17 protein-coding genes are annotated in these 23,445 nt (G+C 66.6%); 15 read left to right on the top strand and 2 right to left on the bottom strand.

All coding sequences use genetic code 11. From position 1 onward, the window contains the following. Positions 1-20 precede the first annotated feature (20 nt). Together PF66_RS28975 and idi are read right to left on the bottom strand one after the other, a co-directional pair. Positions 21-956: a polyprenyl synthetase family protein gene (locus PF66_RS28975; protein WP_081009936.1), complete on the bottom strand. Its 936-nt coding sequence runs from the start codon at positions 954-956 to the stop codon at positions 21-23. Positions 957-968: 12 nt separating this feature from the next. After that, a complete protein-coding gene (gene idi, locus PF66_RS28980; RefSeq protein ID WP_054064562.1) occupies positions 969-1,535 on the bottom strand; it encodes an isopentenyl-diphosphate Delta-isomerase in 567 nt (188 codons plus the stop codon). A 290-nt stretch (positions 1,536-1,825) separates the two neighbouring features. On the opposite strand from idi, the gene PF66_RS28985 reads away from it, so the two are divergent. From PF66_RS28985 to PF66_RS29055, 15 genes are all read left to right on the top strand, one after another. After that, positions 1,826-2,986: a DUF3142 domain-containing protein gene (locus PF66_RS28985; RefSeq protein WP_152973104.1), complete on the top strand. Its 1,161-nt coding sequence runs from the start codon at positions 1,826-1,828 to the stop codon at positions 2,984-2,986. Next, on the top strand, positions 2,973-5,120 hold the full coding sequence (locus PF66_RS28990; protein ID WP_054064564.1) for a hypothetical protein: 2,148 nt from the start codon (positions 2,973-2,975) through the stop codon (positions 5,118-5,120). The genes PF66_RS28985 and PF66_RS28990 overlap by 14 nt, the downstream gene beginning before the upstream one ends. Before the next feature lie 81 nt (positions 5,121-5,201). Then, a complete protein-coding gene (locus PF66_RS28995) occupies positions 5,202-5,435 on the top strand; it encodes a DUF465 domain-containing protein (protein ID WP_054056753.1) in 234 nt (77 codons plus the stop codon). Between the two features lie 64 nt (positions 5,436-5,499). Then, positions 5,500-6,483, top strand: a complete 984-nt coding sequence (locus PF66_RS29000; RefSeq protein ID WP_054064565.1) for a purine-nucleoside phosphorylase — start codon at positions 5,500-5,502, stop codon at positions 6,481-6,483. Between the two features lie 228 nt (positions 6,484-6,711). Beyond that, on the top strand, positions 6,712-7,623 hold the full coding sequence (locus PF66_RS29005) for a site-specific integrase (RefSeq protein ID WP_054056754.1): 912 nt from the start codon (positions 6,712-6,714) through the stop codon (positions 7,621-7,623). A 35-nt stretch (positions 7,624-7,658) separates the two neighbouring features. After that, positions 7,659-8,384: an alpha/beta hydrolase gene (locus tag PF66_RS29010; protein ID WP_054064566.1), complete on the top strand. Its 726-nt coding sequence runs from the start codon at positions 7,659-7,661 to the stop codon at positions 8,382-8,384. Between the two features lie 154 nt (positions 8,385-8,538). After that, positions 8,539-10,026 carry a helix-turn-helix transcriptional regulator gene (locus PF66_RS29015; protein ID WP_054064567.1) on the top strand — a complete coding sequence of 496 codons (1,488 nt, stop codon included), beginning with the start codon at positions 8,539-8,541 and terminating at the stop codon, positions 10,024-10,026. A 137-nt stretch (positions 10,027-10,163) separates the two neighbouring features. Continuing rightward, positions 10,164-10,394 carry a DUF1652 domain-containing protein gene (locus PF66_RS29020; RefSeq protein ID WP_054056722.1) on the top strand — a complete coding sequence of 77 codons (231 nt, stop codon included), beginning with the start codon at positions 10,164-10,166 and terminating at the stop codon, positions 10,392-10,394. 183 nt (positions 10,395-10,577) lie between these two features. Then, positions 10,578-11,885, top strand: coding sequence for a chloride channel protein (locus PF66_RS29025; protein WP_416768961.1), 1,308 nt, complete (start codon positions 10,578-10,580; stop codon positions 11,883-11,885). A 191-nt stretch (positions 11,886-12,076) separates the two neighbouring features. After that, the gene (locus PF66_RS29030) at positions 12,077-14,251 is read left to right on the top strand and encodes a TonB-dependent receptor (RefSeq protein WP_054056724.1); all 2,175 of its coding nucleotides are present in this window, start codon (positions 12,077-12,079) and stop codon (positions 14,249-14,251) included. Between the two features lie 11 nt (positions 14,252-14,262). Next, the gene (locus tag PF66_RS29035; RefSeq protein ID WP_054064569.1) at positions 14,263-15,495 is read left to right on the top strand and encodes an MFS transporter; all 1,233 of its coding nucleotides are present in this window, start codon (positions 14,263-14,265) and stop codon (positions 15,493-15,495) included. Positions 15,496-15,542: 47 nt separating this feature from the next. Further along, complete coding sequence (locus PF66_RS29040; RefSeq protein ID WP_054064570.1) at positions 15,543-20,879, top strand: non-ribosomal peptide synthetase; 5,337 nt, start codon at positions 15,543-15,545, stop codon at positions 20,877-20,879. 14 nt (positions 20,880-20,893) lie between these two features. Further along, on the top strand, positions 20,894-21,655 hold the full coding sequence (locus PF66_RS29045; protein WP_054064571.1) for a thioesterase II family protein: 762 nt from the start codon (positions 20,894-20,896) through the stop codon (positions 21,653-21,655). 14 nt (positions 21,656-21,669) lie between these two features. After that, complete coding sequence (locus PF66_RS29050; RefSeq protein WP_054061580.1) at positions 21,670-21,999, top strand: isochorismate lyase; 330 nt, start codon at positions 21,670-21,672, stop codon at positions 21,997-21,999. Further along, the gene (locus PF66_RS29055; protein WP_054064572.1) at positions 21,996-23,414 is read left to right on the top strand and encodes an isochorismate synthase; all 1,419 of its coding nucleotides are present in this window, start codon (positions 21,996-21,998) and stop codon (positions 23,412-23,414) included. The genes PF66_RS29050 and PF66_RS29055 overlap by 4 nt, the downstream gene beginning before the upstream one ends. Positions 23,415-23,445: the final 31 nt, after the last annotated feature.

Here is a 23,445-nt window from a genome sequence, read left to right on the forward strand (position 1 = left end):
GGCGTAGTTGCCTCCACCGCTCAGCGCTGGCGGTCGATGACCTGGTCGGCCAGGGCCCGCAGGCAGTCTGCGCGGCTGTCGAAGCGGGCCAGGGCGGCATGGGCCTGCTGCTTCAGTTGCCGGGCCAGGGCTTGCGAGGCGGCCAGGCCGATGAGCGAGACGTAGGTCGAGCGGGCATCGCGGACGTCCTTGCCGGCCGTCTTGCCCAGCGTTGCCGAGTCCTGGGTGACATCCAGCACGTCGTCGACCACCTGCAGGCCCAGGCCGATGGCGGTCGCATAGCGCTCCAGCGCCTCGACCTCGGCCCGCAGCGGGCGGCCGCACAACGCGCCCATGCGCACGGCGGCCCTGATCAGCGCGCCGGTCTTGAGCTGCTGCAAATGCTCCAGGGTGTCGAGGTCCATCGGCCTTGCCGGCGGCTGCAGGTCCAGCATCTGCCCGCCGCACATGCCCAGCGAGCCGGTGGCCTGGGCCAGTTCCGCTACCAGGCGCAGTCGGCGGGCGCTGGGCAGCGGGGCGTGCTGCAAGGTCAGGAAGGCCTGGGTGAGCAGGGCCGTGCCGGTGAGAATGGCGGTGGCTTCGTCGAACCGGACGTGGACGGTCGGCTGCCCGTGGCGCAACGGGTCATCGTCCATGGCCGGCAGGTCGTCGTGGACCAGCGAGCTGACATGCACCATTTCCAGGGCGGCACTCACCACGTCGAGGGCCTGCGGATCGGCGCCTACCACCAGGCCGCTGGCCTGGCACAGCAGCGGACGCAGGCGCTTGCCCGGGTTCAGCAGGGCATGGCGCATGGCCTCGTGCAGGCGTGAGGGCACGGTGTGCGCCGGTGGCAGTTGCGCATCGAGCCGTTGTTCGAGGCGTGCCAGTACGGCGCGGCGCCAGTCATCAAGGGGGCGGCAGGCTTTTTCGTTGGGCAGGCCGCCCGCCACCGCGCAGTGCGTGTCTGTGTTCATGCTCCGCTCCTCTCAGCGTGACGAATGAGGGGAGAGGGGCGCGGTGAGGGCGACTTCGTACCAGAAACGCAGGGTCGACAGCGGGTAGGTCTCGAAGATCCGGCGTAGCCATATCGTGTACTGCTGCGGCGCCGCCGCGATGTGCCCGGGGATCTCGGCCAGCGGCAGCCAGTTCCAGGCCATGGCTTCGTCGGGGTTGGCCAGCGGGGGGATATCGCTGAGGCCGACGAACAGGTGATCGAATTCGTGCTCGATCAACTGGTTCGAGACCTGTTCCCGGTAGAGCAGCGAGGCCACTTCGCGCAGCGGGCAGCTCAGGCCCATTTCCTCGAACAGCCGCCGTTGCGCGGCGGCCCGGGTCTGCTCGCCCTGGCGCGGGTGTCCGCAGCAGGTGTTGCTCCACAATCCCTGGGAGTGATACTTGCCCATGGCCCGCTGCTGCATCAGCAAGCGGCCATGTTCATCGAAGATGAAGATCGAGAAGGCCCGGTGCCGCAGGCCCTGTTGATGGATGAACAGCTTTTGCGCACTGCCGGTCTCGCAATCATCCTCATCGACCAGGATGAGGGTTTCCTCCATGACTCGGACTCCACTGTGTCGTTGTCACTGGGCAAAACGGCTGACCAGACTTCGGTTGAGGGCATTGACTCAAGGTTATGAGAAAGACTAGATCGCGTTTTTCCAGACGCAAGCGAACCACTGTCATTCTGCCCTGCCATCTGTCGTCCATTTCCCAGCCGGCTGCTTCAGCCTGCGCGTGCCGGCGGCCACCGCGTTGAGGTAATATCGCCCCTCGAAACGGCGCTCGCATGCGCCCGACAAAGGATTGTATGCCCGCCACATTTCTTCGCCGCTTGTGTTCATGCCTGATGCTGGGGCTGCTTGCCGGCTGCCAGCCCGACCCGGCAACGCCCCTCGACCAGCAACTGTATGTCTGGCAGCGCCAGTGGCGGCCCGCCCATGAGCAGGCCCTGGCCGAGAGCCGGGCGGATTTCTCGACCCTGCGGGTGCTGGCGTTGCAGGCACAGCCCGGTGCAGGGTGGAGCCGGGCGCTGGTCGATCTGCCGCGGCTCGAGGCGGATGGCCGGCCATTGATCGCGGTGGTGCGCCTGGACGGTCAACTGCCGGCACTGGACCTGGAGGGGGCGCGCGTGCAGATCGGGCAGATGCTGACCGACTGGCAGGCCGCGGGCGTCAAGCTGACCGGGCTGGAAATCGACCATGACAGCGCCAGTGCCCGCTTGTCGGGCTATACCGACTTCCTGCTGAAATTGCGCGGGCAACTGCCCTCCGGCTTGAAACTGAGTATCACCGCCTTGCCCGCCTGGCTCGACAGCCCGCAACTGCCCGGGTTGTTGCAGGTCGTGGACAGCAGCGTGTTGCAGGTTCACGCCGTGAGCCATCCACGGCTGGGCCTGTTCGACCCGGTTCAGGCCCGCCAATGGGCCGAACGCTGGAGCCGCATCAGCGAAAAGCCGTTCTATCTCGCCTTGCCGGCCTATGGGGTGGCGCTGCTGCCGGACAGCGGCGGTGCGCCGCTGGTGGAGGGTGAAGCACCGTTGAACCGTGGCGGCGAGCGCCGTGAGCTGCTGGCCGATCCGCAGCAACTGGCGCAACTGAGCCGGCAACTGCGGGACAAACCACCGGCGCACCTGGCCGGGCTGATCTGGTTCCGCCTGCCCTTGCCGGGCGACCGCCGGGCCTGGAGCCTGACCACCCTGGCTGCGGTGGCCCGGGGCGATGCGTTGTCCGCCCGGTGGCAGGTCGAACTGTCGTTCAAGGACGGACTCTATGACATCAGCCTCGCCAACGTCGGCAACCTCGACCAGCCGCTGCCCGAACGGGTGGAACTGAGCGCCGAACACTGCGATGGCGCCGATGGGCTCAATGGCTACAGCTTGCAGGCATCACCGCAACATCTCGTCTTCAGCCGCCAGTCCAGCGTCCGTATCGCCGCTGGCGGCCGGCGTGCCCTGGGTTGGGCGCGCTGTATCCGTATCGATCAAGGAGCGTGGCATGTTTACCCGTAACTGGCCCCGGCACCTGTTGTGCCTGTCCCTCAGCCTGCCGCTCGGTTCGGCACTGGCCTGCGGCCCGGACTTTCCGCTGCGATTGCTGGACGACCGGGCGCAGACACTGGCCGACCTGCCGGAAACCAACTTTGCCTTCGAAGTGAACCGTCTCGGCCAGGTGATCGCCGGCCTCAAGCCCGCCACCGAGGCGACCCTGAGGATGTACTGGTACAGCGATGACAATACCAACGCCTACCGCGAGCAGCGCGACAAGGTCGAGGCCAGCGAACTGCCGGAAAATCTGCGGGCCAGGGTCGCCCAGTTGCGCACCCTGCAGGATCCGCAGCAGGTGGAGGCCCAGGGGGCCGATCTGCCCGATGAGTTGCGCCTGTATATTGCCGGTGCGGTAGCCTTTGACGCTGGCAGCCAGGCCCTGGCGGCGGAGTATTTCCGCAAGGTGCTGGCGCTGCCTGCCGAACAGCGCAAGCTGCGCAGCACCTGGGCAGCCTATTCCCTGGGACGGGCGCTGGTGGCGCTGAGCGCCGAGGCCGGCGACGATCCGCAACAGACGCCGGCGGCCTTGCAGGCCCAGGCACGGCTGGCCTTTGAGCAGGCGCGCGAGTTCAGTGCCGGCGACTTCAGCGATCCGCTGGAACTGGGAATCGCCAGCCTGGGCGAGGAGGCCCGCCTGGCCAAGCTCAAGGGCAACTGGGAGGATGCGATCCAGCTGTATGCCAGCCAGAGCCGCCTGGGTTCGGCCAGTGGCTACGCCTCGCTCAGGCTGGTCGCCGCCGAACTGGTGGCGCTGCCCGATGAGCCGTTGAAGGAACAATTGACCCATCCGACGGTGCAGAAGCTGTTCACCGCCTACCTGTTGAGCCGTGTTGGCTGGTTCTTCGACGAACAGCCGGAACAGGAGCAACGCCTGACCCAACTGCTGCTCGCCAGTGTCGGCGACAGCCTGGAGAACGCCGACCGGCTGGCGGCGCTGAGTTACCAGAAGGGGAATTTCGCCGCCGCCAAGGGCTATCTCGAACATGCCGGTGATGGCGGCCTGGCCTGGTGGCTGCGGGCCAAGCTGGCCCTGCGTGACGGCGACAAGGTCCAGGCTGCGGCGGCCTATGCCAAGGCCGCGGCAGCGTTCCCCAAGGACGAGGTCTGGGGCTCGCGACGCACGCCGGACTGGGCCTACGAAACGGTCCAGCCCGGCTGCCGGGTCGAAGGCGAAAGCGCGATCCTGGCCCTGGACCGTGGCGATTACCTGCAGGCGTTCGACCAGCTCTATCGTAGCCAGGACATCTATTGGCCGGACGCGGCGACCGTGGCCGAGCGGGTGCTGACCCTCGATGAGCTGAAAGGTTATGTCGATGCCCATGTGACGGCGCCGCCGCCGGCCACCCAGCAGGACAAGGATAACTACGTACGCCGCCCGGTGGCGGCGCAGTTGCGCGAATTGCTCGGGCGCCGGCTGTTGCGCGAGGGCCGTTACGATGAGGCCCCGGCGTACTTCGACAGCCCTGAACTGCAGGCCGCCGCCCAGGCCTATGGCCAGGACCGCAAGGACGGCGCCTCGCGCTGGACCGCCACCGGCCGTGCCGAGGCGCTGTATGCCGCGGCGAAGCTGGCGCGCCAGTCGGGAATGGAAATCCTCGGCTATGAAATGTCGCCGGACTACCGCTGGCTGGGAGGCAGCTACAGCCTGGGCACCGTCGAAGTGCAGGCGGGGCCGTTCCTGGAGGAGGCGGAAGTCAAGCGCCAGCAGGGTGCGCAGGCCACGCCCAACCAGCGTTATCACTATCGTTATGTGGCTGCCGACCTGGCCAGCCGGGCGGCCGACCAGTTGCCCCACAGCAGCCAGGCGTTTGCCGCGGTACTGTGCAAGGCCGCCGGCTGGGTTGCCGGTAGCGATCAGGAAATCTCGCTGTACCAGCGTTATGTCGAACAGGGTCCCTATGTCAGCTGGGCCGGGAATTTCGGCCAGCAGTGCCAGGAGCCGCGGTTCGACCAGGCCAATCGGCGCTACCTGACCCAACCGCTCAACGCCATGCGTTCGGCGTTGCGCCCCTACAAGGGGCTGGTGCTGGCGGGTGCGGCGGCGTTGCTGGGTGGTCTTGGCTGGCTGTGGATTCGCCGTCGCAAGGCAAAGCAGTGAGGCAATCGGCGCCCGGGCATGCTATTGATAGGCGGTAACTCCCTGAACAGCCATCGGTTTCAAGATTTACGAGGTGACGATATGCCAGTTAAGCACGACTTGTTCGCAGATTTGCATTTGACCCGGGAGCAGGTCACGGAGCGCAGGGCCCAGGACAGCAAGCTCAACCACCTGCTCGACGAGTACGACGAGATCGACAAGCAGGTGCTGGCAGCCGAGGCGGCGCTGGCAGAGGATGACGACGTGAGGAAGCTCAAGGAAAAACGGCTGCTGGTCAAGGACCGGATCGTCCGCCAGCTTGAACTGCCGCACTGATTCGGCGAGCCGCTTGAGCCGCGCTGCGGGCACCGGAGCCCGCAGCCCCCTGAATGGAGTTTTCATGTCCTCGACGATGTCATCCACGGCCGAGCTGCCGATCACGCCGAAAGTCGTGCTGATCAGCATGTTCGCGCCCGAAGCGCAAAGCTGGATCGAGCGCCTGGCGTTCAACCAGGAAATCCCGCTGCCGGGATTGAGTGCCGACTACCCGAACATTCTCTGCAACGACCAGGGCGTCTGCCTGCTGGTGACCGGCATGGGCCAGACCAATGCGACGGCCTCGACCCTGGCGCTGGCCCTGTCGAACCGTTTCGACCTGCGCCAGACCTATTTCCTGATCGTCGGCATTGCCGGCATCAACCCGCACCGGGGCACTCTCGGTACTGCGGCCTGGGCCCGCTACCTGGTGGACTTCGGTACCCAGTGGGGGCTCGACTCGCGGGATGCGCCGCCGCACTGGCCGAGCGGCTACATCGGTATCAACACCCGCGGGCCGGACGAAAAGCCGCCGCTGGACTATCGCACCGAAGTCTTCGAGCTCAATGCGCGGTTGCAGGCCAAGGCGTATGCCTTGACCCGCCATGTCGTCCTGAGCGAAAGCGCCGAGTCGGCGCTCTGGCGGACGAAGTATCCCCATGCGCCGGCCAACCAGCCGCCGCAGGTGATCTGTGGCGATACCGCTTCGAGTTGTACCTGGTTTTCCGGTACGCGCCTGGGCGAGCGGGCAGAGGTGTGGACCCGGTTGCTGACCGACGGCGAGGGGGTCTACTGCACCACCCAGCAGGAAGACAACTCCACCTATGAAGCGCTGTCGCGGGCGGCCAGGGCCGGCCTGCTGGACATCGGGCGCCTGGCGGTGCTGCGCGCCGGCTCGAACTTCGACCGGCCGTATCCGGGCTACAGCGATGCCGACAACCTGCTCGACTATGCCCAGCAGGGTGGCTTCGCCCCGGCGCTGGAGAACCTCTACCGGGTGGGTAGCACCCTGGTGCAGGAGATCGTCGGCCATTGGTCCGAATGGGAGCAGGGCGTTCCCGAGTCCTGAGCCGGTTTCTGGCGCGCCTGTGCCGGCCCTTTCGCGGGCGAGCCCGCTGCCACCGTCGCCTCGGCTTTGTGTATCAGCAGGAGCCCGCGAAAGGGCCGGTCGACCCATCACTTCACCCCAATCAGCATCCGCTACTGTATAACCATCCAGTCGCGGTATAGTGGCGACCTCACCCCCGTTCGAGTGCAGGTCTTGTCTTCTCCACCGCCGATCACCGCACCCACCGCTCTGGCCCGGACGCTTGCGCCGGTCACGCTGTACCTGGCCCGCCTGGCGCCCTCCAGCCGCCAGACCATGCGCTACGTGCTGCAGGATGCCGCCGATCGCCTGGGTCTGGAGGACACGCCGATCGACGAGATCGCCTGGCACCAGCTGCAGCCGGCCCATCTCACCGCGCTGGTGGCCGCCCTGCGGGCAGACGGCTTCGCGCCCAATACCTCGTCGCTCTACGTCAATGCCATCCGCGGCGTGATGAACCAGGCCTGGCAACAGGACCTGATCACCCCCGAGCAACTGATGAAAATCCGCGCGGTCAAGGCCGCCGGCGGCTCGCGTCTGAGCCCCGGGCGAAACCTGCGCCGCACGCTGATCCGTGACCTGATGGACGTCTGCGCCGCCGACCCGCGGCCCCAGGGCCTGCGCGATGCCGCCATCATCGCGATCCTCTACGGCACCGGCATGCGCAAGTCCGAATCGGTGGATATCGAACTGCACCAGGTCAATGCCGCCGAGCGCAGCCTGCGGGTGATCGGCAAGGGCAACCGTGAACTGATCAAGTTCGCCCCGGCCTGGGCCTTCGACAAGCTCGACGCCTGGTTGCGTTTTCGTCGCGAGCAACTGCCCGCGGGTGTGGCCGACGACAGCTTCCTGTTCAACCGGATTCGTCGCGGCCACCACATCACCCGCGAACGGCTGACCAAGCACGCGATCTACTACATCGCCAAGCAACGCGGCCGGCAGGTGGGTGTCGAGATCATGCCCCATGACTTCCGGCGTTCCTTTATCACCCGGGTGATCGAAGAGTACGATGTGTCGATTGCCCAGAAGCTGGCGCACCACGCCAATATCGCCACCACGGCCGGCTACGACATGCGCGACGACAACGAGCGGCGCAATGTCACCGATCGTTTCCTGCTCTGAACACCTTATCGCCCGCTTACCCGAAAGGATCGACCATGTTCAAACCCCTGGCCCTCGCACTGCTGCTGACCTGTTCCCTGGCCCAGGCAGCCGAACCCGAGCTGCTGGCCGACATGCCACTGACCTACCTGGAACAGGCCGAGCCCGATACCCACGACCAGCCGCTGGTGATCTTCCTCCATGGCTATGGCAGCAACGAGGACGACCTGTTCGGCATCCGCGAGAGCCTGCCGGACAACTACACCGTGTTGTCGGTGCGCGGCCGGCTGGAACTGAGTTCGGGTGGCTACCAGTGGTTCCACAAGCGTACCGATGCGGCGCAGTACGATGGCAACAGCGATGACCTGAAGCTGAGCGCCGAGGCGCTGACCGACTTCATCCAGCGGGTCACCGAGAAGTATCACACCCGGCCGGAGAAGGTCTTTCTGGTCGGCTTCAGCCAGGGCGCGATGATGACCTACGAGGTGGCGCTGCGGCATCCCGAGGTGCTGCACGGCATCGCGGCGCTGAGCGGACGGCTGTTGCCGGTGGTGCGCACCCAGGCCAGGACGCCGGCGAACTACCGCAACCTGAGCGTGTTCATCGGGCATGGGACGGCGGATCCGCAGGTTCCCTACGCCGGAGCGACCGATGCGCTGACGTACCTCAAGAGCCTGTCCATCGAGCCGCAGTTTCATTCATACCCCGGTGTGGTACATACCATCAGCGCCACCGAGGTCATCGACCTGGCGAACTGGATCGCCGCGTCGCTCAAGCCCTGACACCGATCTTGCCGACAAGCCCGGCTCCTACAGGTGGTGGGGTTCTGCGCATGGCCTCCATTTTTCAGGCACTTGCGCACCTCGCGGGGGTCAGATGTTGCAACGGTCGGCTTGAACGCCGGCCCTTGCGCCATCAGACACCTCGGGAGAAACAATGAGCCAAGATGTCCTCGCCACCGAAACCAACCGCCGCCAACTGCAACAGATCATCGCCGGCCTGTCCGACGGAGTGATCCTGATCGAAGTCGACCAGGGCATTCTCTGGGCCAACGAAGCTGCCCTGGCCATGCATGGTGTCAGCGAGGTCGGCGAACTGGGGGCGAATGCCGAGCAGTATCGTGAGCGCTTTACCCTGCGTTACCGCAATCACCACCCCCTGAGTGCCGACAGCTACCCGATCGCCCGGGTCGCCAATGGCGAAACCTTCAGCGACCTGGTGGTCGAGGTCACCGCCCAGGCCGACCCGGAGCGTACCCGGGTGCACCATATCCGCAGCATGATCCTCACCGACCGCGCCGGTGAACCGGAATCCCTGGTGCTGATCATCAGCGACGCCACGGAGCTCGCCAGTGCCGAGCAGCGCTTCGAGAAGGCCTTTGGTGCCAACCCGGCACCGGCAGTGATCTGCCGGCTCAGCGACCTGCGCTACATCAAGGCCAACCAGGGCTTCCTCGAAATGACCGGCTACAGCCGCGACCAGGTGATCGGTCGCTCGGTCTACGAGCTCGATGTACTGGAGGACGCCGAGCGCCGCGAGCTGGCGATCCAGCGGTTGGGGGAGGGGGCGACCATTCCGCAGATGCAGGCCGAGCTGAAGCTGGCCGAAGGCGGCAGCAAGCTGGTGATCGTGGCCGGCCAGCCGCTGGACATCAACGAGCAGGACTGCATGCTGTTCACCTTCATGGACCTGGAACCGCGCCGCCGTGCCGAAACCGCCTTGCGCCAGAGTGAGGAGCGTTTCGCCAAGGCCTTTCGTTTGGCGCCGGCGCCGACCCTGCTCTGTGGCGTTGCCAGTCGCCAACTGCTGGACGTCAACGAGGCGCTGCTCGGTACCACTGGCTACCAGGCGCAGGAGTTGCTGGGCATGCGGCTCGACGAGGTCGGCCTGTTCGAGGACGGCAAACTCTGCGAACAGGTGTTCGCCGCCCTGGCCAAGGCCGGTCGCCTGGAGAGCCTGGACCTGCGCATCCGGCGCAAGGACGGCGAACTGATCGACTGTGCGTTGTCCGCCGACAGTGTGCAGATCCAGGACGAACACTGTTACCTGCTGGTGCTGATGAACATCACCGAACGCAAGCGCTCCGAGCTGGAACTGGTGGCGGCGATCGAGGCGGCGATGCAGGACACGTCCTGGTTCAGCCAGAAACTGATCGAGAAGCTGGCGACGGTGAAGAACGTCAACGCCCGCAAGCTGCCGGGCCTGTCCTTCGCCGACCTGACGCCGCGTGAACGCGATGTGCTGGAGCTGATCTGCGAAGGCCTGGCCGACAAGGAAATCGCCGCGCGGCTGAAGCTGGCGCCCAATACCGTGCGCAATCACGTGGCGACGGTGTACTCCAAGCTCGACGTGCACAGCCGCAGTGAGGCGATTGTCTGGGCCCGTGAGCGTGGCCTGTTCGGCACCCGTTCCCAGGACTGCTAGTGCAAATGCACCAGTGCCATTAGTTCATATTCGGGTTTCCTGCGCCGGCCTGGCGTCCCAGCATGGAGGCATGGCGGTCGGGCCTGTTGCCCGGCTCGCAGCCAACCTGCTCAAGGATATCGCCGGTGTTTTCTTTAATGGATCTACGAGCGCTGCTCGAACAGGGCTTTGCGCCGCTGGCCTGTGACTGTGTGCTGGGCGATGCCTCGTTGAGCGTGCGGGTCTATGACCGCGAGAGCGGGCGTGTCGACCTGATGGTCGCGGGGATTGCCCTGGGTGGTTTGCGCCAGCGGGAGGATGCCGTGCGCCTGCTCAAGGAATTGCAGGATGAGCTGGCCTTCAATGCATTGCGACGTGCGCAGAGCTAGGGCATGCATCAGGCGTGGCCCCATGGAGAGAAACGGGGTGCTGTCAGCCCTGTTTGTCCGTTTGCAGCAACGCCTGCCAGGCTTTCCTGAACCCTGCCTGACTCGATCCCATCCGAGGATTTGCAGGCCCGTCCCCACGCTACATACTGACCTGCGGGTGTATTGGACGGTGCGGGGATTGCAATGGCTTTGGCGCAACAGGGACTACAGCAGCAGGGCGTACGCCCACAGACCCGTTCAGGCATGCGGCAACGACTGATCCTCGGCTGCGTGGTGATCCTCACCGGCATCGGTGCCGGCCTGGGTGGCATGCTGCTGGCGATGTTGTTGCACGCCATCCAGCACCTCGCCTATGGCTACGGCCAGGACAGCCTGAGCAGTCACGAAAGCTTCCTGGTCGGCGTCAGCAGTGCCTCGCCCGAGCGCCGGGTGCTGGTGCTCGCCCTCTGTGGCCTGGTCGCCGGCCTGGGCTGGTGGCTGCTCTATCGTTTCGGCCGGCCATTGGTGAGCGTCAAGAAAGCCGTGGCGCCGGGTGCCGCCGACATGCCGGGCAAAACCACCCTGGCCCATGCCTTGCTGCAGATCGTCACCGTCGCCCTGGGTTCCCCCCTGGGCCGCGAAGTCGCGCCCCGCGAGGTCGGTGCCCTGGTGGGCACCTGGCTGTCGCACAAGGCCGGCCTGTCGCCCGAAACCCGGCGGCTGATGATCGCCTGTGGCGCGGGCGCCGGATTGGCGGCGGTGTACAACGTGCCGCTGGGCGGGGCCATCTTCGTGCTGGAAGTGCTGGTCGGCAGCTTCAGTTGGCCGGCGGCGATCATGGCTTTGGCGACTTCGGCGATCGGCGCCTGTGTCGCCTGGATCGGCCTGGGTGCCGAGGTGCAGTACGTGGTGCCGGCCTTGCCGTTGAGTCCCGGTCTGCTGGCCTGGGCGTTGCTCGCCGGCCCGCTGTTCGGGCTGGCCGCCCATGGTTTCGTGCGCCTCACCGGGCAGGCACGGACCCACGCGGCGCGGGGTTGGCAACTGCCGCTGTTGTCGTTGCTCAACTTTACCCTGATCGGTTGTATTGCCGTCTACCTGCCGCAGATCCTCGGCAACGGCAAGGGGCCCGCGCAACTGGGCTTCGACAGCGAGCTGACGATCGGCCTGGCGGCGTTGCTGCTGGTGGTCAAGGTGTTGATCACCAGCAGCAGCCTGCGTGCCGGTGCCGAAGGCGGCCTGCTGACGCCGGGGCTGGCCATCGGCGCGTTGCTGGCGATCATTCTCGGCGGGCTGTGGAGCCTGGCCTGGCCGGGCGTTCCGCTGGGTGCCTTTGCCATCGTCGGCGCCGCGGCGTTCCTCGCGTCCTCCATGAGCATGCCGCTCACCGCCATTGTCCTGGTGGTCGAGTTCACCCGCATCGACCATGACTTCCTGGTGCCGATCATTCTCGCGGTGGTCGGTTCGGTGTGCGTAAGCCGGCTGTGCGCCAGCCTGGCCGAGGCGAAGCGCTGAACCATCTCCCCCGTCTCCACTGATTCTCCCCTCATTTTCCTTCAGATGTTTCGCGCACGGTGTTGCATCCGTGTCATCCGTGGGCGTTATTATTTACATGTTCAGCGTATTGACTATTCGTTCAGTCAATAAATATTATTGCATCTCATTCTTAAAAAGCATGCTCAGCGGTTCAGGGAGAGGACGGGTCAATGTGGCAATCGTTTAAGGGTAGGGCAGCGCTGGGCCTGGTCTATGGCGCCATGTTGAGCCCGGGGCTGAGCGTGTCTTCGGCGATTGCCGAGGAGGGCGGTGGGCCCACCCTCGAGTTGCAGAACATTACGGTTACCGCCCGCAAGCGTGAGGAAACCGAACTGCAGGTCCCGGTCAGCATGAACGTGATCACCCCGGAACAGGCCCGGCAGAACATTGCCCCGGCGTCGAGCAACGCCGACCTGGCGCGTCAGGTGCCCAACTTCAACTACATGGAATCCGGTGGCCAGTACAGCAACTCCGGCAATATCCGTGGGGTCGGCTCGTTTTCTCCGTTGTCGGCCGACGACACCTCCATCGTGTTCAACGTCGACGAAGTGCCGGTTTCCGCCTACGGGGTACCGCCGGCGCTGCTGGACATCGAGCGGGTCGAGGTGTTGCGGGGCCCGCAAGGCACCCTGTACGGGCGCAACACCCAGGGCGGGGCGATCAATGTGGTACCCAATCGGCCGTCATTCGAACATGAAGGCTCGGTGCGGGTGGAAGGGGGCAGCCGGGGCTACGCCCTGGGCGAACTGATCAGCAACGAGGCCCTGGGCGACAACGTCGCCGGGCGCCTGGCCTTGCGCTACAGCGAGCAGGGCGGCGACATCTCCAACCGCGCCGCCGGCGGCAAGGACGGTGCCTCGCAGATCAGCGCGATGCGCGGTTCGCTGCTGTTCCTGCCCAACGACGACACCCAGGCGCTGCTGACGTTCTCCTACAACCGCAATGACGACGATGCGCCGCGCTTCATTCTGCGCAGCGGGCGAACGCCGGACAGCGGGCTGAACCCGCGCAACGATTTCAGCCGGGAGAGTTCGGCGGTCAACCTACGGGTCACCCACGACCTGGGCTGGGCGCAACTGACCTCGCTGTCGAGCGTCCAGTATTCGACCTTCGACCAGCGCATGGACATGATCGACAGCGTGCTCTACTCGGCGCTGACCGGCAGCCCGCCAGCGGCGTTCGACGGCGATACCGACCGTTATCGCGGTACCTTGCGTGATATCGCCTACATGCAGGAGTTTCGCCTCGCGTCCCTGGAAGACAGCTACGTGCAGTGGGTCACCGGGATCAACCTCTGGCACTCGCAGTTCACCGCCCATACCGACGGCGAAGCCTTTACCCAGCCGCGCTTTGCGGTGTTCAGCGGCCAGCAGAAGAACGATTTCAGCACCGACAGCTACTCGCTGTTCGGCGAGGCGACGGTGCCCCTGGCCGAGCGCCTGAAGGCGACCCTCGGCCTGCGTGGCACCCACGAAAGCAAGGACGCGACCTATCGCTACAGCGGCGGTGACCTGGGCACTGTCAGCCAGTACCACCAGAACGCCTCGATGTCGGACAATTTCCTCACCGGGCGCGGCAGCCTCAGCTACGACTGGTCCGACAGCCTGATGACCTACGTCAGCGTGGGGCGCGGCGTGGTCGGTGCCGACTATCCGTGGAACTCTTCCAATACCCCGTTCGGTCGCGACGAGCAGTCTTTCGATGCGTCGAAGAGTTGGAGCTACGAGCTGGGCTTCAAGAGCCTGTGGTGGGATGACCGGATCGCCCTCAATGGCGCGGTGTTCTACAACGACGTCAAGGACGGCCATCTCTATGTCTACAACGGCGTCAACTACCAGCCGGTGACCGTCGACTACGACTCGGTAGGCGCCGAGCTGGAATCCCGGCTCAAGTTGACCGAGCGCCTGAGCGTGAACGCCGGCGTGGGCTACACCCATGCCGAGCTGAAGAATGTCGACGCCACGGTCACCGCGCTGACCCGCGGTGCCCGTGACGGCAACCAGGTGCCCAACGTGCCGGAGTACTCCGCCAACCTGGGGCTCGACTACCGGGTGCCGGCCGAGCAGTGGGGCGTGCCGATCAGCGGCGAGTTCTACGGCCATGTCGATTACCACTACCTCGACAAGCGCGCGGCGGACGTCGCCAATACCTTCAATCTCGGCTCCTACGACCTGACCAACGCCCGCCTGGGCTGGCAGAACAAGGACTATGGCGTCTACCTGTTCGGCAACAACCTGTTCGACCGGCGCTACGAGGCCATGGGGGCCTACTACAGCGCCTCGGTCCAGGCGGTGAAGATCGGCAGCGGCCGGGTCGTCGGCGTCGGCCTGACGGCGAACTTCTGAGGGCGCCGCGAATGTCTGAAGACCTCTCCACGCTCGCCGTCGTCCGTTCCGAGGGGCACCGGAACTACTGGCGCCTGCTGCCGCGCATCGGCCTGTTGTACCTGGCCTTCGGCATCCTGTTCGGCCTGGTCCAGGGCGGCCTGCCGCCGTTGCTGCGAGCCCAGGGCCTGGAACTGGGGCGCATGGGCTGGCTGTTCCTGTTGCTGCTGCCGTTCGGCATGACATTCCTCTGGGCACCGTGGGTCGACCGCTGGCGCTGGCCCTGGTGCGAACATCGGGTTGGCTGGATCCTGGCCATGCAGGCCGTGGCGATCATCGCCGTGGTGAGCATCGGCCTCGGCCAGCAGTGGCCTGCGGTGGCGCTGCTGGCCCTGGGGCTGCTGGTGGCCTTTGCCGCCGCGACCATGGACCTGGCCCTCGATGCACTGGTCACCGAAACCACCCCGGCCCATAGCCGGGCCCTGGCCGGCGCGATGAAGGTCGGGGCGCTGAGCATCGGCGCCATGACCGGCGGCGGGGTGTTCGTGATGCTGTTCGAGCGTCTCGGCTGGCAGGCGATCTTTCTCGCCGTGGCCGGTTTGCTGGCGCTGACCACCTTGCCGATCCTCGGTTGGCGCCCGGCGGTCGGCCAGCGGCATGCGGCCGAGCCTTCCGCCAGCCTGTTCCGGGCCCTGGCCCAGCCGATGATGCGCCGGCGCCTGCTGTTGCTGTCCGTGGTTTCCAGCGTGCTGATCAGCCTGTTCAGCCTCAATCGGGTGATGCTCATCGACCTGGGTGTCCCCCTGGAAACCGTCGGCTCGGTGGTCGGGCTTTTGTCGCCGCTATGTGGCCTGTTCGCCGCCGTGCTGGCGCCCTGGACCCTGCGCCGGCTCGGGCTGCGCACCAGCCTGGCGGTGTTCTGCGTGCTCGGCCTGCTGGCGGTGATGCTGCTCCTGCTGGGCGCCTGGCAGGGCCGGCAGGCGCTGGCGATGCTCGGCGCCATCACCATCAACCTCGGCGTCAGCGGCCTGTACGTGGTGATCTGCGCGGTGATCCTCGGCTGGGCCAACAGCCGCCAGGCCGCCACCGACTATGCGGCGCTCTATGGCATCAGCCGGCTGATCGCCCTGATCGTGCTGATGACCCTCATGCAAGGCCTGACCCGACTGGGCTGGCCGGTTTTCTACGGGCTTGGCCTGCTGGCGTTGCCGCTGGCCGTGAGCCTGCTGAGTCGAACCCTACGGGAGCAACCCGACGGCAACTGAACGTGATTGAACGGCACTTGACTGACTTGATAACAGGAGGTTTCTAAGTGACATATGCCAAACGAGAACTTGACCCGGTCGACGCCAGCGGCGCGACCTCTCTACTCGAGCCACTGCGCCAGGAAGTCGCCAGTCTGCTCGACCTAGACCCGCGGGAACTGGACCCGCACCGCTCACTGATCGAATACGGCCTGGAGTCGATCAAGCTGATGCGCCTGCAGACCCGCATGGCCGCCAGGGGCATCAAGCTGCCGAGCCTGGCCCGCCTGCTGGAAGCCCCCACCTTGCAGGACTGGGCCGCCCAAGCCCGGCCGGGCAAGCCACGGGCGCAACTGGCGCCGGTGGCGAAGAGCGAACCGGACGCCGCCTTTGCCCTGACACCGATTCAACAGGCCTACTGGATCGGTCGCCAGGATGACCAGCACCTCGGCGGTGTCGGCTGTCACCTGTATGCCGAGTTCGATGGCCAGGCGGTCGATGCCCCAAGGCTGGAACAGGCCATGTTCCAGCTGCTGCAGCGTCACCCGATGCTGCGGGCGCGTTTCCTGCCCAGCGGTGAGCAGCAGATTTTGCCACGCAGCCCGTGGGCCGCGTTGCAACGCCACGACTGGCGGGACGCCGCCCCGGCGCAGGCCGAAGCCGGCCTGCTGGCCTTGCGCGAGCGTCTGTCGCATCGGCGCCTGCGGGTCGAGGAGGGTGAGGTTTGCGATGTGCAGCTCAGCCTGCTGGGCGAAGGGCGCAGCCGTATTCACCTGAACCTCGACCTGCTGGTCGCCGACGTGCTGAGCTTCGAAATTTTCCTGCACGACCTGGCGATGTTCTATGTCGGCCGCGGCGGCGAATTGCCAGCCCTGAGCACCGGTTTCGCCGACTACCTGGCGACCCAGACGCAACAGCGTGCAGCGAGCCTGGCGGCCTCCCAGGACTACTGGCGCCAGCGCATCGCCGATCTGCCCGGCGGCCCGGCGCTGCCCCTGGCCCGTCAGCCGGAACAACTGACCCGCACCCGTTTTTCGCGACGGGCCTTCACCCTCGACCTGGCCTCCCTGGCCGCTTTGCAAACGCGCGCCCGCGACGCCGGCTTGACCGTAGCCAGCGTGCTGGCCAGTGCCTTTGCCCAGGTCCTGGGGCGCTGGAGCAGCGACGGGCACTTCGTGCTCAACCTGCCGTTGTTCGACCGCCAGGAACAGGCGCCGGACGTCGCGCACATGATCGCCGATTTCACCAACCTGACCCTGCTGGAAGTGGATGTCAGCCAGCCGCTGAGTTTCGTCGAGCAGACCCGGCGCCTGCAGCGCCAGTTGCATGACGACCTGCAGCACAATGCCTGGTCGGGCCTAGAAGTGCTGCGGGAAATGGCCCACGAAACCCGCCGCAGCGCCCCGGTGGTGTTCGCCTGCAACCTGGACAAGCCGATGCCGGCACCGTTGTTCCGCCAGGAACTGGGCGATCTCGGCTGGTCGGTGTCGCAGACGCCGCAGGTCTGGCTCGATCACCAGACCTATCCGCTGGCCGACGGCCTGATGCTCAACTGGGACGCGGTCGACGAGCTGTTTCCCGCCGGGCTGCTGGATGAGATGTTCGGCTGTTATCGCCAGGCCATCGAATGGCTCTGCACCCAGGACTGGCAGCAGTCGCTGCCGTTGCCATTGCCGCCGCGCCAGCAGCAGGAGCGCGAGCAGGTCAACGCCACGGCCGGCGAGTTGCCCGAAGGCGTGCTCTATCAGCCCTGGCTGCGCTGGGTCGAGGAAACCCCGCAGGCGCCGGCGCTGCTCAGCGACTCGGTGTGCCTGAGTCACGCCGAATTGTTCGAAGTGGCCGCGCACATCGCCAGCCACCTGGTCGAGGCTGGCGTGGTGCCGGGTGACCGGGTCATGGTCTGCCTGGAGAAGGGCCCGGTGCAGATCGCCGCGACCCTCGCGGTGCTACTGGCCGGCGGGGTCTACGTGCCGGTGGCGGCCGATGGGCCGCTGGAACGCCTGCGTCTGATCCACCAGGATTGCGCCGCTCGGGCGGTGCTGGTGGAGCGCGGCGGTGCCGAACGGGACTGGCCGTTCGCCACCCTGGCCGTGGACCTTGCGACCCGCGCCGCCCAAGGCCTGTCGCCGGAAGTGGGGATGGGCCGCAATGAAGAGCTGGCCTACATCATCTACACCTCGGGTTCGACAGGTTTGCCCAAGGGCGTGATGATCGACCACCGCGGCGCACTGAATACCGTGCTGGACATCAACCGCCGTTGGCAGGTGGATGCCCGCGACCGGATCTTCGGCCTGTCGTCGCTGAGTTTCGACCTGTCGGTCTACGACATTTTCGGGGCCCTGGCGGCCGGCGCGGCGCTGGTGTTGCCGGCGGCCGACAGCCTGCGCGAGCCGAGGCACTGGCTGGCCAGCCTGCAACGCCACGACGTGAGCGTGTGGAACTCGGTGCCGGCGCTGTTCGACATGCTGCTGACCGAACTGCAGGGGCAGGGCGCCCGTCTGCCGCAGAGCCTGCGCCTGGCGATGTTGTCCGGCGACTGGGTGCCGCTGGACCTGCCGGCCCGGGCCAGGGCCTGTGGTCCGCAGTTGACCCTGGTGGCCCTGGGGGGCGCCACCGAGGCGTCGATCTGGTCGAACTGGTTCGAGGTCGGGCAGGTGGACCCGTGCTGGGCTTCGATTCCCTATGGTTACCCGCTGACCAACCAGTATTACCGGGTGCTCGACAGCCAGGGACGCGATTGCCCGGAAGGGGTCAAGGGCGACCTGTATATCGGCGGTATCGGTGTGGCCCTGGGCTACTGGAACAATCCCGAGCGTACCGCCGCGCAGTTCAGCCTCGACCCGCAGACCGGCGCACGCTTCTATCGCACCGGCGACCTGGCGCGCTATACCGCAGGCGCCCGCCTGGAATTCCTCGGTCGCAAGGACTTCCAGGTCAAGATCAAGGGCCATCGGATCGAACTGGGCGAGATCGAATCGGTGCTGGCGCGCCAGCCCGGCATCCGGGGTACGGCGGTGGACGTCCAGGAAGACAGCGCCGGCAGCCGTCAGTTGGTGGCTTACGTCACCCTGGACCCGGCGCAACGGCACGACCCGCTCAACCCGGTCGGCTGCCGGCAGGAGCCGCCGGCGGACGTCGAGGAGCGCTGGCAGGCCACTGTCGAGGCCGGCCGGGACGAGGTGCAGCAGGCCCTGGTCGATCTGGACCTGCCACGCTTCAATGCCTTCTGGCGTGATATCGAACGCCTGGCCGCGCTCGGCATGGCCAAGACCCTGGCTGAGGCCGGCCTGTTCACCGAAGAGGGCATGACCCACGACAAGGCGCAGGTCATGCAGCGCCTGCAGGCCTTGCCGCGTTATGCCAAGCTGGTGGGGCAATGGCTGCAGACCCTGGCCGACGACGGTTTCCTGCAGGCGGGCGACGGAGATAGCTATACCGCCCGCCGCGGCTTGGGTGCCGAGGCCTTCGAGGCGGCCTGGCAGGCCCTGAGCGATATCGGCATGCTCGGTGACCATGCCGAACAGGTGCTGGCCTATATCCGCCGCAGCATCGACGGCCACCTGGCGCTGTTCCGCGGCACCCTCGACCCGTTGGAAATCTACTTCCCCGAGGGCTCGACCCGGGTCGCCGAAGGCATCTACCGGTTCAACCCGGTCAATGCCTTCCTCAACCGGGTGGCGGCGCAACTGGTGGGGCACCTGGCCGCCAACCGCCAGGGCACCCTGAACGTCCTCGAGGTCGGTGCCGGTACCGGCGGTACCAGCGAATCGCTGTTTGCCGCCCTTGAGGGGCACGATGTGCGCTATCGCTTCACCGACCTCTCGGATTTCTTCCTGGAGCGCGCCCGCCAGCGCTTCGCCCGCTGGGACTTCATCGACTACGGCCACTTCGACATCAACGACGAGCCCGAGCCGCAAGGCGTACGCCTGGGGTCCCAGGACCTGGTGGTGGCGGTCAACGTGCTGCACGACGCGCGCAACCTGGCCAACACCCTGGCCTCGCTGCGCCAGATCCTGCGCCCCGGCGGCCAGTTGCTGGTGATCGAGGCGACGCAGAACTGTCGCCTGCAGATGGTCAGCATCGGTTTCATCGAAGGCATGAGCGACTATGACGACTGGCGGGTGGAGAACAACCTGCCGTTCCTGTCGTTGCCGCAATGGGAGGCCGAACTGCGTGGCAGCGGTTTCGCCCGGCAGCAGGTGTTCCCCGAGCCCGGCAGCGAGGCGGCGGTGATTGCCCAGCATGTGCTGCTGGCACAGAACCTGGAGCCGGCGGTCCGTCTCGATGCCGAGCGCCTGCGGCGGCATCTGGCGGGGCACCTGCCGGAGTACATGCTGCCGGCGCATTGGGTCACCCTGCAGCGCTTGCCGTTGAGCGGCAACGGCAAGGTCGATCGCGGCCGCCTGCCGGCCCTGAAGCTGGGCGACAAGGTCGGCAGCGATGACTACGAGCCGGCCCATCCGGGGCTGGAAACCCAGGTCGCGGCGCTGTGGGCGCAGTTGCTCAAGCGCGACAAGGTCGGCCGACGCAGCGATTTCTTCGCCCTGGGCGGCGACAGCCTGCTGGCCACGCGGCTGATGGCCTTGCTGCGCCAGCAGTTGGCGTGCGAGGTGCATTTGCGCGACCTGTTCCAGCATCCGCGCCTGCAGGATTTCGTCGCCTGGCTGGGGCAGCCCAAGGCCGAACAGCCACTGGTGATGCTCAATCGCCCGGTGGGTGGAGTCAATGTGGTCTGCCTGCCGACCGCTGATGGCGAGTGCGAGAGCTATCGGCAGTTGGCCGTCCGCCTGGATGGGCAACTGAGCCTGGTGGGCCTGCGCGATCCCCAGGGGCGCTGCGGCAGCGAGCTGCCTGCGGCACTGCACGGCTTTATCGAGACCCTCAAGGCATTGCCCGGACCGGTCCTGCTGCTGGGCTGGTCGGTGGCGGCGAAACTGGCCACGGCGCTGGCCGGCGAGATGGAACGCCGCGGCCAACCGGTGGCCGGGCTGATGCTGCTCGATCCGCTCTCCACCCGCTGCTTCGAACAGGATGGCGTGCTGCAGCCGGCGCGTTTCTTCGGCTTGCCGCCGGTGCCCGCCGGCGATCTGTATCTACAGGCGCGGCAGGCCGGGAGAATCCCCCATGGGCTGGAACCCGATGCATTCCAGGCGCTGCTGCAGCGTTGTCGCAACCTGCATGCCGGGCTGGCGGGCTACCCGACGCCACGGCTGGCGGCGCCGGTGCGCGTCCTGCAAAGCGCGGCGAGTGCCGAATGCTGGTCCGAGCCGTTGCACGACTGGCAGGACCTGCTGGAGCAGGCGCCGGCGCCACAGACGCTGTGGACGCTGCACTGGGAGCTGTTGAGTGATCAGGAGTCGCTGGCGGTCATTGCCGAAACCTTGCTTGGCCTGACCCGCGACTGACCTGGAGAACGCTCATGAAGCTGACTTTCGAAGCGCTGGGCGGTCAGTCGCCCAGCCCCGTGCACCTGTTCATCTTCCCCCACGCCGGCGGTCAGCCGGCGACCTACCGGTCCCTGGCCGAACACCTGGGAACCGCTGTGCAAGTCTCGGCCATGCTCTATCCCGGGCGTGGACGGCGGATGTTCGAGCCGTTGCCGGGCTCGATCGCCGAACTGGCCGAAGAGGCCCTGGCGGCGCTGCCGCGCAACCAGCAACTGGTACTGCTGGGGCACAGCATGGGCGGCTTCGTTGCCCATGCGCTGGCGGCCCGGCTCTGCGAGCAGGGGCGGCCGCCGGCGCGGCTGCTGTTGTCGTCGGTCCGCGCGCCGCACCTGACGCCGCATCGCTGCCTGGCCGGGCACTCGGATGAGGCGTTCGCCACGGCCCTGCTGGAACTGGGAGGCATCGCCCCGCAACTGCTGCGTGATGCCGAGGCGCGGGCGTTGTTCCTGCCGATGCTGCGTGCCGACTTTGCCCTGGCCGAAGCCCATCGCGCCCATCCGACGAAGCCCCTGGACTGTGCCGTCAGCCTGTTTCACGGGCGTGATGACGAGCATGTGCCGCTGGCCGACCTGGAGCGGTGGCGCGACTGGGCGGCCATCGACCAGTTGCATCTGCAACCGGGCGGGCACTTTCACCTGCTGCAGCAGGTGGCCGAGTTCGTCGGCAGCGTAGGGCCGCTCGCGCCTGCCAACCTGGCGGTCCATACCGCTTCCCGCAACGTCCACCTCCGTTAACCGAGATCAATGCCATGCCGACTGTGAACCTCAAGACACCTGAAGCCTGCCTGGACCTGAATGACATTCGCGACGGTATCGATGCGCTCGATCATCAGATCCTCGAAACCCTGCAACAAAGGCTGCGCTACGTGAAGGCCGCCGCCCGATTCAAGCCGAGCGAGCAGAGCATCCCCGCGCCGGAGCGGGTGGCGGCGATGCTTGCCGAGCGCCGCCAGTGGGCGGAGGCGGCCGGCCTCGAGGTCGGTTTCATCGAAAAACTCTACGAGCAGATCATCCACTGGAACATCCAGCAGCAGATCCTGCACTGGCGCGCCACTTATCCTGAACGGGTGCAAGCATGAGTCCCTTTATCGATCGCACGGCCTTGCTCGACTGCCTGGAGCAGGCCCGGCAACGCGCCACCGACCAACAACGGCCGGTCCTGGCCTGTTTCAGTTGCCGCTGGCCGGCCTGTGACGGCCTGCGGGCCTTTGCCGCCGCCTGGGGCTTCACTCAGGCCGTACTCTGGCAGTTCGCCGAATCGGGCCCGGCGATGGTGGGCGTCGGCCGTGCCCTGGAACTGGGGCTGCAGCAGGACCAGTCGCTGGTCGAGCTGCAACAGGCCTGGCAACGCTGGATGGCCGAGGCGGTCATCGTCGGACCACAGCGGCCACGGCTGTTCGGCGGCCGCACCTTCGACCGGGAAAATCCCTGCTCGGAACAATGGCGGGCATTTACCGAGGCCGCTTTCGTCCTGCCCCGGCTGAGCCGCCAGGGCGAGCATCTGTTGCTGGCCAGCCAGATCGACGAACAGACCGACTGCCAGGCGTTGTGCCAGGAGCTGCTGGACGACCTTTATTACTGGTGGGAGACGGAGCAGGGCAGGCCGGTGACGACCTTGCAGCCGGGACGCAATCCGCGGGTTCGCGAAAGCCTGCCGGCGGAGGAATGGAAAGCCCGGGTGAAGCGGGCCCTGGCCGATATCGAAAGCCGCCAGTTGCACAAGGTGGTGCTGGCGCGCGAGGTCAGGATCCAGGCGGACACTCCTTTCAGCCTGCCACGCATCCTGCAGGCCCTGGCGCAGGGCAACCCCGGAGCCTATCTGTTCGCCTTCCGCCGTGGGGACAGCTGCTTCCTCGGCGCCACGCCGGAACGCCTGGTGCTGCAACAGGCCGGGCAACTGCGGACCACCGCGCTGGCCGGGAGCATTCCCCGTGGCACCTGCGCGCAAAGTGATCGGGCCAACCATGACCGTCTGTTGGCCAGCGCCAAGGATCGCCATGAGCATGCGCTGGTGGTGGAAACCCTGCGCAGTGACCTGAGGCGCTTCACCGCCGAGTTGCAGGTGCCTGAGGTCCCGGTGGTTCACCGACTCAAGCATATCCAGCACCTGATGACGCCGATCCACGGCCGTCTGCTGCCCGAAGTGCCGCTGCTCGCGGTGGTCGAGGCGCTGCACCCGACGCCGGCGGTGGGCGGGCTGGACCGTCAGGCGGCGATCCGCTGGATTCGCCGGCACGAGAGTCTGCACCGCGGTTGGTACGCTGCACCGGTCGGCTGGCTGGACAGCGAGGGCGATGGCGAATTCGCCGTGGCCCTGCGTTCGGCACTGGTGCGCGGCGAGCAGGCCTGGGCCTTTGCCGGCTGCGGCCTGGTGGCCGGCTCCGAGCCGGAACTGGAATACCGCGAAACCTGCGTCAAGTTGCGGACCATGCTCGATGCGCTGGCACCGGGCCTGAGTGAAAACCTGGTCGAGGCATCGCGGCTGCAGGCCTGACAGGAAGCCAATCATCCAAAGGGATTTTCAA

This window comes from Pseudomonas asplenii, from assembly GCF_001293465.1.
GTDB lineage: Bacteria > Pseudomonadota > Gammaproteobacteria > Pseudomonadales > Pseudomonadaceae > Aquipseudomonas > Aquipseudomonas fuscovaginae_B.

Bases quoted from the DNA above. Each gene is read 5' to 3' on its own strand.
- PF66_RS29035 (WP_054064569.1), top strand. From the start codon at position 14,263: ATGTCTGAAGACCTCTCCACGCTCGCCGTCGTCCGTTCCGAGGGGCAC.
- idi (WP_054064562.1), bottom strand. From the start codon at position 1,535: ATGGAGGAAACCCTCATCCTGGTCGATGAGGATGATTGCGAGACCGGC.
- PF66_RS28990 (WP_054064564.1), top strand. From the start codon at position 2,973: ATGTTTACCCGTAACTGGCCCCGGCACCTGTTGTGCCTGTCCCTCAGC.
- PF66_RS29030 (WP_054056724.1), top strand. From the start codon at position 12,077: ATGTGGCAATCGTTTAAGGGTAGGGCAGCGCTGGGCCTGGTCTATGGC.
- PF66_RS29015 (WP_054064567.1), top strand. From the start codon at position 8,539: ATGAGCCAAGATGTCCTCGCCACCGAAACCAACCGCCGCCAACTGCAA.
- PF66_RS28975 (WP_081009936.1), bottom strand. From the start codon at position 956: ATGAACACAGACACGCACTGCGCGGTGGCGGGCGGCCTGCCCAACGAA.
- PF66_RS29000 (WP_054064565.1), top strand. From the start codon at position 5,500: ATGTCCTCGACGATGTCATCCACGGCCGAGCTGCCGATCACGCCGAAA.
- PF66_RS29050 (WP_054061580.1), top strand. From the start codon at position 21,670: ATGCCGACTGTGAACCTCAAGACACCTGAAGCCTGCCTGGACCTGAAT.
- PF66_RS28995 (WP_054056753.1), top strand. From the start codon at position 5,202: ATGCCAGTTAAGCACGACTTGTTCGCAGATTTGCATTTGACCCGGGAG.
- PF66_RS29010 (WP_054064566.1), top strand. From the start codon at position 7,659: ATGTTCAAACCCCTGGCCCTCGCACTGCTGCTGACCTGTTCCCTGGCC.
- PF66_RS28985 (WP_152973104.1), top strand. From the start codon at position 1,826: ATGCTGGGGCTGCTTGCCGGCTGCCAGCCCGACCCGGCAACGCCCCTC.
- PF66_RS29055 (WP_054064572.1), top strand. From the start codon at position 21,996: ATGAGTCCCTTTATCGATCGCACGGCCTTGCTCGACTGCCTGGAGCAG.
- PF66_RS29020 (WP_054056722.1), top strand. From the start codon at position 10,164: ATGGATCTACGAGCGCTGCTCGAACAGGGCTTTGCGCCGCTGGCCTGT.
- PF66_RS29025 (WP_416768961.1), top strand. From the start codon at position 10,578: ATGGCTTTGGCGCAACAGGGACTACAGCAGCAGGGCGTACGCCCACAG.
- PF66_RS29045 (WP_054064571.1), top strand. From the start codon at position 20,894: ATGAAGCTGACTTTCGAAGCGCTGGGCGGTCAGTCGCCCAGCCCCGTG.